General features: G+C 73.8%; 11 protein-coding genes. 5 read left to right on the top strand and 6 right to left on the bottom strand.

Features of this window, described 5'->3' with window-relative positions; translation table 11 throughout:
* Positions 1-86: 86 nt before the first annotated feature.
* Together BL253_RS07345 and BL253_RS07340 are read left to right on the top strand one after the other, a co-directional pair.
* Positions 87-1,619 (top strand): ferrochelatase, encoded by a 1,533-nt coding sequence (locus BL253_RS07345; protein ID WP_241834597.1) that lies wholly within the window; start codon positions 87-89, stop codon positions 1,617-1,619.
* 111 nt (positions 1,620-1,730) lie between these two features.
* The gene (locus BL253_RS07340) at positions 1,731-2,246 is read left to right on the top strand and encodes a DUF3090 family protein (protein WP_076814735.1); all 516 of its coding nucleotides are present in this window, start codon (positions 1,731-1,733) and stop codon (positions 2,244-2,246) included.
* 683 nt (positions 2,247-2,929) lie between these two features.
* Here BL253_RS07340 and BL253_RS07335 read toward each other — a convergent pair.
* On the bottom strand, positions 2,930-3,355 hold the full coding sequence (locus BL253_RS07335) for a hypothetical protein (protein ID WP_076814733.1): 426 nt from the start codon (positions 3,353-3,355) through the stop codon (positions 2,930-2,932).
* On the opposite strand from BL253_RS07335, the gene BL253_RS07330 reads away from it, so the two are divergent.
* The gene (locus BL253_RS07330) at positions 3,345-4,178 is read left to right on the top strand and encodes a hypothetical protein (protein ID WP_076814731.1); all 834 of its coding nucleotides are present in this window, start codon (positions 3,345-3,347) and stop codon (positions 4,176-4,178) included. The two genes, BL253_RS07335 and BL253_RS07330, sit on opposite strands and share 11 nt — an antisense overlap.
* Before the next feature lie 153 nt (positions 4,179-4,331).
* On the opposite strand, the gene BL253_RS07325 is transcribed toward BL253_RS07330, so the two are convergent.
* The 4 genes from BL253_RS07325 to BL253_RS07310 all read right to left on the bottom strand — a co-directional run bounded on the left by BL253_RS07325 (position 4,332) and on the right by BL253_RS07310 (position 8,523).
* Positions 4,332-5,111: a hypothetical protein gene (locus BL253_RS07325; RefSeq protein WP_198946200.1), complete on the bottom strand. Its 780-nt coding sequence runs from the start codon at positions 5,109-5,111 to the stop codon at positions 4,332-4,334.
* A gap of 137 nt (positions 5,112-5,248) precedes the next feature.
* Positions 5,249-6,466 (bottom strand): glycosyltransferase, encoded by a 1,218-nt coding sequence (locus BL253_RS07320; RefSeq protein ID WP_076814979.1) that lies wholly within the window; start codon positions 6,464-6,466, stop codon positions 5,249-5,251.
* A 191-nt stretch (positions 6,467-6,657) separates the two neighbouring features.
* Entirely contained in the window at positions 6,658-7,812 is a 1,155-nt protein-coding gene (locus BL253_RS07315; protein WP_198946199.1) for a glycosyltransferase family 4 protein, read from the bottom strand.
* 156 nt (positions 7,813-7,968) lie between these two features.
* Positions 7,969-8,523, bottom strand: a complete 555-nt coding sequence (locus tag BL253_RS07310) for a DUF3099 domain-containing protein (protein WP_076814977.1) — start codon at positions 8,521-8,523, stop codon at positions 7,969-7,971.
* A gap of 448 nt (positions 8,524-8,971) precedes the next feature.
* Between BL253_RS07310 and BL253_RS07305 the strand changes: the two genes are divergently transcribed.
* Both BL253_RS07305 and BL253_RS07300 read left to right on the top strand, forming a co-directional pair.
* Entirely contained in the window at positions 8,972-10,135 is a 1,164-nt protein-coding gene (locus tag BL253_RS07305) for a CaiB/BaiF CoA transferase family protein (RefSeq protein ID WP_241834596.1), read from the top strand.
* A gap of 234 nt (positions 10,136-10,369) precedes the next feature.
* Positions 10,370-11,227, top strand: coding sequence for an SAM hydrolase/SAM-dependent halogenase family protein (locus BL253_RS07300; RefSeq protein ID WP_076814975.1), 858 nt, complete (start codon positions 10,370-10,372; stop codon positions 11,225-11,227).
* Between the two features lie 95 nt (positions 11,228-11,322).
* Here BL253_RS07300 and pucL read toward each other — a convergent pair whose 3' ends face one another.
* On the bottom strand, positions 11,323-12,213 hold the full coding sequence (gene pucL / locus BL253_RS07295; RefSeq protein ID WP_076814725.1) for a factor-independent urate hydroxylase: 891 nt from the start codon (positions 12,211-12,213) through the stop codon (positions 11,323-11,325).
* Between the last annotated feature and the right edge of the window lie 662 nt (positions 12,214-12,875).

Below are 12,875 nucleotides of genomic sequence, written 5' to 3'. Positions count from 1 at the left end.
TTTCCAGGGGCGCCTTCTACGCCGTCCCGGTTGACGAGGGCCCACGGCCTCCGTTTCTCCCGTGCCGGGAGGGGGAGAATGGGCTGATGCGCCAGACTTCAGCCGGCAGCCGGGTCATGGCCGGACGGCCGGGGCGCTCGCCGTCCACCTTCCCGGTGAGTACCGGCGGCCGGGCGTCGGCCCTGGTCGGAGCGCCGGAAGAGCGGTCGGCGCCAGGGCGGTCGGCCGTCGGCGCGGACGTGGACGCGTTGCTGCTGGTCACCTTCGGCGGGCCGGAGGGTCCGGAGGACGTCGTGCCGTTCCTGCGCAACGTGACCCGCGGGCGGGGGGTGCCCGAGGAGCGGATCGCCGAGGTCGCCGAGCACTACCAGCGTCTGGGTGGGCGCAGCCCGATCAACGACCAGAGCCGCGAGCTGCTGGCGGCGCTGCGCGCCGAGCTCGCGCCGCTGCCCGTGTACTGGGGCAACCGCAACTGGCACCCGTACCTGCGTGACGCGCTCGCCGAGATGCGCGCGGACGGGGTCCGGCGGGCCGCGTGCTTCGTCCCGTCGGTCTTCGCGACCTACTCCGGCTGCCGGCAGTATCGGGAGAACCTCGCCGACGCGCTCGCCGAGCCGCCCGCTGGTGGCCACCGCGGTGGCGTCAGCGACGGTGACATCGATGGTGCCAGCGAGGGCGGCCGTCCGGGCTTGGGGCGCCCAGAGCTGGATGGCGGTCCCGAGCTGGTCAAGCTGCGGGTGTTCTTCGACCACCCCGGCTTTGTCGGCCCGATGGTCGACCGGGTCGCGGCCGCCGTCGACGCGCTGCCCTCCGGCCGTCGCGGCGGCGCTCACCTCGTGTTCGTCGCGCACTCCGTGCCGCACTGGCAGGCGGTCGAGAGCGGGCCTGCCGGCGGTGCCTACGAGCGCCAGCTGACGGCGGCGAGTGAGCTCGTCGCTCGTGGCCTCGCCGAGCGGCGCGGCCAGGACCATCCCTGGAGCATCGCCTACTGCAGCCGCAGCGGCTCCCCTCGGATGCCCTGGCTGGAGCCAGACGTCGGTGCCCGGTTGGCGGCGCTCGCGGCCGACGGTGTCGAAACCGTCGTGATCGTGCCGATCGGCTTCGTCAGCGACCACATGGAGGTCATCCAGGACCTCGACCGCGAGGCGTTGGCCCGAGCCGAGAAGCTCGGGCTCACCGCCGTGCGGGCCGGTACTGTCGGGTCGGACCCGCGGTTCGTCCGGATGATCGCCGAGCTGGTCGAGGAACGCCGTGACCCGGACGCACCACGGCGGGCGCTGAGCGCCCTTGGGCCGTTCCCCGACGTCTGCCCGACGGACTGCTGCTCCTCCCCGGCCACCGAGGACCGTCGGCCGGCGGTGGCCGGGACGTCCGAGGACGCCCTCGGCAGGGGCCGGTTCCGGCGCGGCGCCGACGAGACCGCCGCCCCTGGCGGACCGGCCGTGCCGGCCGGGCCCGGCGCGACGGGCGGTGCTGGCGGGCCCGGCCGGGCTCGCGGGCCCGGCCCGGACGGCGGCGGCCGGCGCCTCGACGATGGCCGGGGTGCCCGGCGCGCGGGGATACTGGATGAAGACCCGCCGGCCATCCGCCCCGCGCGGCCGGACCGGCACCCCACCTGACCGGATCCACTGCCCCGGATCGTTGGCCAGCTTCGCCCGGCCCCGGGTGGTATCCCAGGCCGGTGTTCCAGATCGTCTGACCCAGATCTTCTGACGGAGAGTGCGCAAGGCATGCAGCGATACGTGTTCGACCCGCCGGAGCGGTTCGTGGTCGGAACCGTAGGACAGCCTGGCGAACGCGCGTTCTATCTCCAGGCCGCGTCCGCCGGGCAGCTGATCACCATCGGGCTGGAGAAGGCCGAGGTCACCGCGCTGGCCGAGGGCCTGTCCGCCCTRCTCGGGCAGGTCGGCCAGCAGCAGGGCGTCGCCGTGCCGGCCGCCGCCGACATCGAGGTGGACCTCGCGCCGCTGGAGGCGCCGTTCGAGGAGGACTTCCACCTCGGTCAGCTGACGGTCTCCTGGGACGGCCGCCGGGTGTTCGTCGAGGCCGCGGGGCTCTCGTCCGGTCAGCTCGGGACGCCCATCAGCGAGGAGGACCTCGACTCGCTCCGGGTCGGCCTGTCGATCCCGCAGACCAAGGCCTTCATCGAGCGTGCCCGCAGCATCATCTCCGCGGGCCGTCCGTCCTGCGTCCTGTGCGGCCGACCGGACGGCCCCGGCGGCCACTTCTGTCCCCGTCTCAACTGATCCGCGGCCGGTTGCCGCCAACAGCAGGGAGTGGGTCGTGGGTCGCCTCTGTGACCCAATACCGCGGGCCATCGGTTCCTATCAAGGCTTTCGTGGTATTGCCTCGAACGGCCGGCGTCTGGTCCGGCCGGCCCTGGAGAGTGTTTATAGGTATTCGGCCGCGTCCCGCGCCCGAGGGGCCATTTCCCCGGCTGGTCCGGCACCTTTGGGTGGAGATAGAAAGAGGAACGGCGACTTCTGCGTCCGATAAACGGCCCGGGCTCGACCGCGTACGCATTAAGGACTAAGGTCCTTAAGTGCGGGGGAAGTGTCGGGGGATGCGGTTAACCGCGATCTACCGGCGACGCACCTGAAGGTGCGTCGCCGGTAGACCCGGCGTCGGGCCTCCAACGGGAGAACGCCGCTGCCAGACCGCCTCGGTACGACCTGGATCTCATCGCCCCGCGGTCGTCCTCTCGCGTGCCGCCCCGCCAGGCTCGCGTGTCGCGTTCCGCGGAACGCGAAGATCCCGAGACGGGGTCATCGACGGGCCGCCTCCGCCTCCGTCAGCGTTCGCCCGGCCAGCCCGCGGCTGGTACATCACCGCTGTCGTTGTCGTTGACCGGACCAGTCGTGGCCACGACGCCACGCTCGTGGCCATCACGAATCGTCGTGGCCGGCGAGGGACCCTCAAAGCCGGGGCCCTAGCTGGCAGGTGGCGTCGGGGTGGGTGACGGGGTGGGCGGGGCGGCGGGAACGGTGATGCCGACGACGACGATGGTGACCAGGGTGACCGGCGAGCATCCGGTGGGGGTGGTCGTCAGGGTCAGCGCGAGGGTGCTCGGCGTCGGGGCGGGGAGCCGGCCGAGGTCGATGCTGGCCAGTGTCGCCGGGTCCGTGGCCGGCCGGGTCGGGACGGTGGCGTCCGACTGGGTGAGCACGGTGCCGTCGGTCGCCGAGGTGCTGGCGACGGTGTGGATCGTGGTCTGGCCGGTCGCGGAGGCGTTGGGCGCGGTGTAGGTGCCGGTGATGTCGAGGCTCGCCCCGCTCGTGGTCCTGGTGACCGTCGCGGTGAAGCTGGACGTCACCAGCGCGATGGCCGGGCAGTTCGGGTTGGCCGTGAGGGTCACGATCGGGAACGGCGTGCTGGTCCCGCTCGGACTGGCGCTGGGGGTGGGGCTGGCGCTGGTGGGGCTGGCGCTCGCGGTCGGGCTCGCGCTCGCGGTCGGGCTCGCGGTCGCGCTGGGTGAGGCGCTGGCGGTCACGGTCGGCTGGACGCCGGGGCTGGCGCTGATCGTCACGGTCGACGTGGCGCTCGCGCTCACCGTCGGCGTCGGCGCGCCGGCCGTGAGCCTCGGGGCACCGCCGGCCGTCGGGCTCGCGGCCGGAGGGCGGCTGGTGGCGGCTGTTGTCCTGGGAGGCGTGCCGCCGGCTCGGGAGGTGCCCACCGGGCCTCTGGTGGTCTCGACCGGTGGGGCGAAGGACCGCGGGGCGAAGGACGGAGTGGTGCCCGCGACTGTGAAGGGGATGGGGTCGGAGCTTCCGTCCCACGGATTCGCCGTCAGCGTGACGATGCCATTCGTGCCGTTCCGCGAGCCGCTGGGTGTTCCCGAGGCGGTGTCGTCGTCGTCCCCGGTGCCGTCATGCCCGCCACCCAGAAGAAGCAGCAGGCCGATGGCGGGGACGGCGAGCAGCTGCGTCAGGCCGAACGTCCTGCCGCGTTTCCCGACTCGTCGATGCCGTGCCTTGCGGCGCGGACCGGTCGACGTGGCCGCCGCCGAGGATGAGGACAGGGAATCGGCGGGCGGCGAGGCCGCCGAGCCCGGGCCGGCCTCGGCATCGTTCTGCCGGGTCGCCGCGCTCCCGGGATCCGTGGGATCTGGGTTGCTCTGCCGGCTCACCTGTGAGCGGGTTCCTTCCCAGGACGAACGACGCGCAGCGCACATCGGCTAGCCGATCACATCAACCAGCCGTACACACCGACTACTCGTTCTGTCACAGTACCGGCAATCCCGAAGCACCACGCTCCATTACCCGAACGGTGTCAGAACGTTGCTCCGACCGCCGCTGGCGACCACCCACAGGTGGGCATTCCCCGGTCGGCATTCACGGGGACGTGGCGTGGGCGGGATCGAAGGCGTCGTAGGCGGCTTCGTAGGCGCGGCGGACGGCGGCGGACAGGCCGCGCAGCACGTCGGAGCGGCGGGTGATCTCGCTGGCGGTGACGGCGGCGCCGTCGTCGAGGGCGGCGAGGTCGAGCAGGGCGCGCAGCCGCTCGGCGCGGGCGAGCAGGGCGTGCGCGACGGACGGGTAACCGGGGCCGAGGCCGGGCCCGGGGTCCTCCTCCGCGCGGTCGCGCAGCAGGGCGAGCACCTCCGGGCGGGCGCTGGCCACGTCCAGGTCCAGCAGCGCCGACGTGGTCGCCGCGATCGCCTGAGCCAGCTCACGTTCGGCGGCGCGGACCGGGGTCGGCGGCGGTGGGACCCGGGCGGCGGGCAGCGCCTTCCAGTGGACCGACTCCAGCGCCCCCTCCACCGCCGGGCCGTGCACCTCCACCGTGGGGACCAGCAGCAGGGGCGGAGCCGGCCCGATGACCAGCACCGCCTCGCTGGCGGCCAGCGCGTCGGCGTTCACCGCCGGCGGCCCCGGCAGGCCCGAGATGTCACCGGGGACCGGCAGGATCAGCCGGAACCGCTCGGCGCGTGCCGCGCGCAGGGCGCCCAGGCCGAGCAGCAGCGGCTCGCCGCCGAGCGTGTGCCGGCAGGGGCCGAGCACCCGTTGGACGTGTGTCAGGACGTCGTCGGCGCCGACGAGCCCGGCGAGCCAGGCGTTCGCCCAGCCGGCGAGCACGCCGGACCGCGGCGCGGGCAGAAGAGCAGGGCACACGGGCCTACGGTAGGCACTTCCTCGCCGACATGTGGCCCCGACGGGAGCAGAACTGCCCCGACAGGCCGTGGTCCGCGCGGCTGAGAGGGCGCCCCGGGCCTCGGCGACCGGGCGGCGGAGTATCCACGATGGGCCGGTCAGGCGGCGCGAGGCAGATCGGTTCCGCCACCGGACCTGGTGCCAGCGGCGTTGACGGCGTCGGTGGGCAGGGACAGCCGGGTGGCCGGGCGTGGCATGGCGGGCAGGCCGTGGACGGACAGGAAGCCGTCGACGGTGGCCGACCAGGGGAACATCTCCGCGCGGGCGCGGGCGGCCAGCCGCCGGTCCGCCGGGTCCAGCGAGAGGACCTCCTCGACGGCGTCGGCGAAGCCATATCCGCAGCCGGCGGCGATCCGACCGCAGCGCGGGTCGACCAGCTCGGCGAGCGCGCTGCCGTGGTGGACGACCACCGGTGTCGCGCTGGCCATCGCCTCCAACGCCGCGAGGCCGAACGTCTCGACCGGCCCGGGCGCGAGCGCCACGTCGGCGCTGGCGAGCAGGCTCGACAGGCGTGCCCGGTCGGCGACGAAGCCGAGGAAGACCACCGGCAGGCCGGCCGCCCGGCGCTCCAGCTCCTTGCGGCCGTTGCCGTCGCCGGCCAGCACCAGCCGCGCCGGGATCTTGCGGCGGACCAGCTCGGCGAGCGCGTCGATGGCGATGTCGACCCGCTTCTCCGGGTCCATCCGGCCGATCGAGACGAGCAGCACGTCCGAGTCGCGGGCGAACGCCCGGCGCAGCGACCGGTCGGCCGTCTGGGCGCCGAACCGGTCCAGGTCGACGCCCAGCGGCACCTGCCGCAGGTTCTCGGCACCGATCCGCCGGAACTCGGCGGCCGCCCAGGCGGTGGTCGTGACCACCGTGTCGTAGCCGGAGGCCAGCCCACGGTTGGAGACGTCGGCGGCGGCGCGCACCGGGAGCACGCCGCGCAGCGAGCACGGCGTCTTCGCGCCGAGCAGCCGGTCGACGCGCTCGTGGGAGACGACCAGGGAGTGCACGTCGCGCCTGCGGGCCCACCGGCCGAGCCGGCGCAGCGTGGTGCGGTCGTGCACCTCGAGGTGGGTCGGCTCCGCCTCGTCGAGCATGGCGGCCACCCGCCACGGCTCGGTGATCATGCGGTAGCTGGTGCCCAGGACCAGCGGTGAGCGCACCATCAGGGTGGTGACGCCGTCGGCGTGGCGTACGCCGTCGCGGCGCGCGGGCAGCACCCTGACCACCTCGTGGCCGGCGGCGACATAGCCCGCGGCCAGGTGGCGCAGCGTCGTGCGGATACCCCCGGACGTCGGCGCCACGAAGTTGGCGACCTGCGCGATCCTCATGCTGCCCACTCTCGATCGGCCCGCGGCGGAGGCTCTCGCGGCCGCGCGGGCTGGTGCTCAGGGTTGGTACGGCGTTCTGGGTGTCAGGTCGGATGGCTCGCGAGGTCAGGACGGCCAGGGCGGTCGGGAGCGGTCAGGCGTGGGGCATGCCCGGCCGGCGGCGGTGCCTGGCCGGGACGGCGGCGGGGTGCTCAGCGCCAGGCGTCCCCGTCCCGGTTCGCGCTGATGTTGGCGCCGAGCACATCGCGGTAGTGGCCGAGCAGCTCGTCCCCGATCGCCCGCCAGCCGCAGTCGGCCACCGAGGCGCGGGCCTCGTGTCCCATCACCGCCCGGCCGGGGCCGTCGGTCACCAGCGTGGCGACCTGGGCGCGCAGCGCCGCGGGGTCCCCCGGCCGGTAGTGCAGCCCCGTCCTGCCGTGCTCGACGACGTCGAGCAGCCCGCCGGCCGCGGGCCCGACCACCGGCACGCCGCTGGCCTTCGCCTCCTGCGCCGCCTGGCAGAACGTCTCGTACTGGCCGGTGTGGACGAACACGTCGAGGCTCGCGAGCGCCGACGACAGCCCCTGGCCGGACTGGAAGCCCAGGAACGCGGCGCCGGGCAGCAGCCGCTCCAGGCGGGTCCGCTCCGGCCCGTCGCCGACGACCACCAGCCGGGTGCCGGGCAGGCCGCTCACCGCGCCGAGCAGCTCGACGCCCTTCTCCTTGGCGAGCCGGCCGACGTAGCCGACGAGGACCTCACCGTCGGGCGCGAGCCTGGTGCGCAGATCGTCGTCGCGATGGTCCGGGTTGAACCGGTCCAGGTCGACGCCCCGGCGCCAGCGGGCGACCCGCTGCACGCCGGCGCCGACCAGTGCGTCGACGGCGTCCCACGAGGGCGCGAGGGTGCGGGTGGCGAGCCGGTGCACGGTCGCGAGCCACCGCCAGATCGTGCGGTCCAGAGACGCGAGACCGTAGCGGCGAGCGAAGCCGGCTAGGTCGGTCTGGTAGATGGCGACGCTGGGCACTCCGAGCCGATGGGCCGCGTACGCCGCCTGCGCGCCGAGGCCGGTCGGTGCCGCCAGATGGACGACGTCGGGGGCGAACCGGCGCAGCGCCGGGGTGAGGCTCGGCCACGGTGTCGCGATCCGGAACTGCGGGTAGCCAGGCAGCGGCGCGGACGGTGCCCACAGCACCGGGGCGCCCGCGTAGACCCGGGGCGCTTTGCCGGCCGCGCGCGCACCGGGGGACGGTGCCACGACCAGTGCCTGGTGCCCCTCGGCCTCCAGATGCTCCAACACGCGACAGACCGTGTTCGTGACCCCGTCCACATGGGGCAGGAAGGACTCGGTGACCACCGCAACGCGCACAGGGTCACGGTGACAGGGCTGGGAACGCGGACGTATACCACCAGTCGGCTACAACATGAACGTTGCCCCACAGATCAGGAGTGATCGTCCTGTGAGTCGGACTTGTCCCGCCGGCTGGCTGCCGCGTGCCGTGGTGGGTTCATCGCCGGAGCGGGCTCAGCGCCGCGGTGGGCGGCGCGGACCGAAGAAACCGACGTCGGCCCGTTCGGCCGGCCGCGGCGGCGGTGCCGCCGCCGGGGCGCCATAGCGCGGATCGTGACGGGCGTCGACGGTGGGCTGGTCCGGCGGGGAGGGTGTTGATCCAGTGGGCATGGCCCCGCGCGCCGGATACGGTTCCGGACCGGGCTCGGGCTCGGGCCCGTAGCGGATGTCGCCGTCCTGGTCGTCGCCTTCGACAACGGGGTGCTCGGCGGACTCCAGGCTCGCCGGCCCTCCGTCGACGGAGTGGCTGGCTGGCCGGAAGCCGACCGGGCGGCCGCGGGCCGGCGCCGGCCCGCCATTGGCGACCACGACCGCCACCCAGGGGATGATCAGGGCGGCCACGACGGCCAGGAATCGGATCCACCCGTGGAAGAGGACCACCGCGAGCACGAAGCAGAGCACGCGGCAGGCCATCCAGAACAGGTACTGGCTCTGCCTGCGATGGATGTCGACGTGACGTGGGTCGGCGGCCGAGGTGATGAGCACCGGCTGCTGACGACGCAGCCTCATCCGCACGTCCACTCCCTGGGTTGTCCGGTTCGGTTCGTCCCGCCGCACAGCGGAACCCGGTCGGCGCCCCCATCCTGCCCATCTGGGACGTCCCGGGACAAACAGTCGGCCAGGGGCACTGGCCGCGACCGCCCGCCCGGCGACGCGGCCGGCCCCACCTACATCCCGGCAACTTCCCAGTCTCCGCCTGTTCACCCAGATTCACCAATCTCCACCGCCCTCCGTCTGCACCGCCATCCGGGCCGGAGATCGTGAGCCAGGCGGCGCGCGTGGCGCCGCGGGCGTGGAACGGAGGGTGGGCGGTCGGCAGGTCAGCCCAGCTCGGCGGGTCAGCTCAGCGGGTCAGTTCGGCAGGTCAGCGGGGTCGGCCGGGTCGGATTCGGACGTGAACGGCCGACGCGGGGCATGGCGGCGCCATAGTGTGGCCGGCGTGCTGCCGCTGCAGGGAATGACCGTCGTTAGCCTCGAACACGCGGTCGCGCTGCCGTTCGCGACCCGTCACCTCGCCGAGTACGGCGCCCGGGTTATCAAGATCGAACGGCTGGGCTCGGGTGACTTCGCCCGTGCCTACGACGACGCGGTCCGAGGGGAGATGTCCGCGCATTTCTCCTGGCTGAACCGGTCGAAGGAGTCGTTCGCCGTCGACGTCAAGGTCCCGTCCGGCCTGGCGGCCCTGGAGCGGCTGGTCGCGGGCGCCGACGTCGTCGCGCAGAACCTCTCGCCCGGCGCGGCCGCCCGGCTTGGCCTCGACGCCGCCACCCTGACCGCCCGCTATCCGCGGATGGTCGCCGTCGACCTCTCCGGCTACGGTCCCACCGGCCCCTACGCCGGCCGGCGAGCCTACGACATGCTGGTCCAGGCCGAGTCGGGCCTGGTCTCGGTGACCGGCACGCCGGAGCACATGGCGAAGGCGGGGTTCGCCGCCGCCGACGTCGCCGCCGGGACCTATGCCGCCCAGGCGATCCTGGTGGCGTTGCTGCGCCGGGAGCGGACCGGCGAGGGCGCGGCGCTCGCGCTCACCATGCTGGACGCGATCACGGAGTGGAACGGCTACGCCGTCCAGCTCGCCGAGCACACCGGCCGGGGGCCGGTCAGGGCTGGCGTCGGTCACGCGTCGATCGCCCCTTACGAGGCGTTCACCACCGCCGACGGCGACAGTGTGCTGATCGGGGTGCAGAACGACCGGGAATGGGCCCGACTGGCCGCCGGCGTGCTCGGCCGTCCCGACCTGGCGGAGGACCCCGAGTTCGCCACCAACCGCGAGCGGGTGCGCAACCGGACGCGAACCGACGCGATCGTCGCCGAGGTCGTCGGCGCGCTGCCCACCGCGGCGGTGACGGCGGGCCTCGACGAGGCCGGGATCGCCTACGGGCGGGTCAACGAGATGGCCGACGTGCTCGCCCACCCGCAACTGGCCGCCCGCGACCGGTGGATCGAGATCGACTCACCCGTCGGCCCGGTGCGCCAGCTGCGCCCGGTCGTCGAGTTCCCGGACACCCCGCCCCGGCTGGAGCCGGTCCCCGCGCTCGGCGAGCACACCGAGAAGATCCTCACCGAGCTCGGCTACAGCCCTGACCAGCTGGCCGGCCTGCGCGCCGACGGCGCCATCTAGCGAGCTCCCGGCTCTGCCAGGCCCCGTGCGGGGGGTGCCGGCGGCGGTCGTGGTGCTCGTTCGTCACGGACGCGTAACCCGTTTTGTCGGCTTTGTGCATACACTTGTGATCAAGGTTCCACGCCTGTGGAGACCTGGCCAGGGCGGGCGCGCCGGCCGATGTCGCACCGTGATGATGAAAGCCGTCGCCGGAAGTGGGCGGTCGCGGCGGGTGGCGGCGGGCGGGGAGGGAGCATAGGTCCTGTGCCGCATGTGAGCTTCCTGACCGACTACGGGCTCGCCGACGGGTTCGTCGCCGCCTGCCACGGCGTGCTGCTGCGCCGCGGCGTGAGCGCGCTCGACATCACCCACCTGATCGACCCCGGCGACGTTCGGCGGGGGGCGGCCGTGCTCGCGCAGACGGTGCGCTACCTGCCCGTCAGCGTCCACCTGGCCGTCGTCGACCCGGGCGTCGGCACCAGCAGGAGAGGCGTCGTGCTGGTCACGCCCGGGGGAATGCTCGTCGGCCCCGACAACGGGCTGCTGACGCCGGCCGCCGCGGTGCTCGGCGGGGTGACCGAGTCGGTGGCGCTGGCGGCGCGGCCGGGTGTGCCGGCGACGTTCCACGGGCGGGACGTGTTCGCGCCGGCGGCGGCCGAGCTCGCCATCGGCACGCCCCCGGCGGCGCTGGGACAGCCGGTCGACCCGGCGGCGATCGTCCGGCTGCCGCCCGTGCTGGCGCGGGTGAGCCAGCCCGAGGCGCGGGCGGACCGGGCCGCGACGGAACTGGAGGCCGAGGTCGTCCTCGTTGACAGGTTCGGCAACGTGCAGCTCGCCGCGACCGGCGACCTGCTGGCCGACGTCGGCCTGGTGCCCGGCCAGCGGGCCGAGGTCCGCGGCGTTACGGCGAGAGAGGGGACGCCGCTCGTGCTGCCGGTCGGGGTCACGTTCGGCTCGGTCGAGCCGGGCGAGCTGGTGCTCTACGTCGACTCGGCGGGGATGGCCGCGTTCGCCGTCCGCGACGGTGACGCGGCCTCGCGCCTGGGCCTCGCCCCCGGCGATGTGGTCACCCTGTGCCCGCGCCGTGCCCGGCCCGACCGTGCGCCCGTATAGACGCGGACATCAACCACGGTGCTGATCCTCGCGGGAGGATGACCGTGCCGCGGTAGTCGCGCGAGGCGCCCGCCGGCGGGCGGAGTGCCTCCCGGTCAGCAGAAACCCGGGATGGTCTGCCAGGCGGGGCCGGCGTCGGGGGCGTCGTCGCGCAGGACGGTGCCCTCGATCTTCCCGTACGGACGGTCGGCGGCGTAGAAGACCATGTTCGGGTTGTCGAGGCCGTAGGGCGCCAGGTCGACGAGGAAATGGTGCTTGTTCGGCATCGACATCCGGATCTCGGCGACCTCCGGACAGGCGGTCAGCACGTCCTCGCCCATCTTGTACAGCGTCTGCTGCAGCGCCAGGCTGTGCACGGACGCGAACGTCTCGAGCAGGATCGTCCGGATGCTGGTGAACAGCTTCCCGTAGTCGTGCTCGACACCGACGAGGCGCCAGCGGGCGGTGACCTCGGTGGCCAGGATCCGGTCGTCGGTCTCGGCGAGCGTCGTGTAGCGGTCCTGGGCGAAGCCCCAGAACTCCGAGCCGGTCGACTTCAGCACCACCAGCCCGGCGAGGCCCGACACGACGTGGGCGTCGTCGCCGTCGACGGTGACGACCGTCGTGCGCCGTTCGGAGCCGGCTCGGCTGAACGCGTGGTCGTGGCCGGCGCCGTCCACCTGGATGCGGTCCCAGCCGTACTGCTCGATCTCGACCTGGGCGCCCGTCACCCAGTCGAACGAGCCGGTGAAGTGCCGGCCGAGGCGCAGCGCGAACTCCTCGATCTCGCCGACCCCCTCCCGGGCGAACGCGTAGGCCGTGTTCTTCTGCGCGTCCGTGGTCAGGATGTGCGCGTTGTCGCCGGTCAGGTGCGCGTCGGCGAAGTCCCCGCGCAGAGCCGACGAGATGTTGAGGTCGGTGATCCGGTGGACCGGCGTGGACCGGTCCACGTGCACCAGCCGGACCTCGGCCTTCCCGAACTGGTTCGGTCCGAGCACGATCGCCATGGCTCCTCCTGGGTCGGTCTGGTCCGGGTGGCCGGCTCGGCCTGGCGGGGCCGGTGGCCCGGTGGCCCGGTGGCCCGGTGGCCCGGTGGCCGGGCCGGGCCGGGCCGGGCCGCGCGGTCGCTGGTCGCCATCCTCGCGCCGTCATGTGCGGGCTCTGGTGACGGCGAGGTTCGGCGGATGTTTCCCCGATCTTCCCGGTCCGCTGGAGGCTGGAGGCCGGCGGGCGGATCCCGGCGGCTGGAGGCCGGCGGGCGGCCGCCCGGGGGACGTCGGGAGCCCGTCTCGATCCGCTGGCGGGTGGCGTGTATGCGCAGAGAGCAGGCGAGACTACGCCGCGCATTTATTTAGGCCAATTGCGTGACAATGGCGGCCCGTTACCGGCCGGGCCGTGGTGGGCGCCGCCGAGGGCATTCGGATGTTGTTCTCTCGCCCGGTGGGTGGTGGGAATTCGGCTATGCCCCCGGTGGTTCTCGTGGGGCAGTCTGGTGGCGGTTCGGGCATCCGTCCGAGTAGCCGGGCGACGCCGTGGGGGAGTCGTTCGGGCGCGCATCGTGGCTGGTATTGAACCGGGTCGGGAAACGTTCATGGACGTGACATTCCTCCGGCCGAGGTTCCGCCGCCGCGAGCGGGGACGCCCCGGTGGGCGTGTCCCGTGGTCGGCC

This window comes from Pseudofrankia asymbiotica (assembly GCF_001983105.1).
In the GTDB taxonomy this organism is placed as follows: Bacteria; Actinomycetota; Actinomycetes; order Frankiales; family Frankiaceae; genus Pseudofrankia; species Pseudofrankia asymbiotica.
The sequence above is the reverse complement of the archived record's forward strand: the minus strand, read 5'-3'. Positions and strand labels throughout refer to the sequence as shown.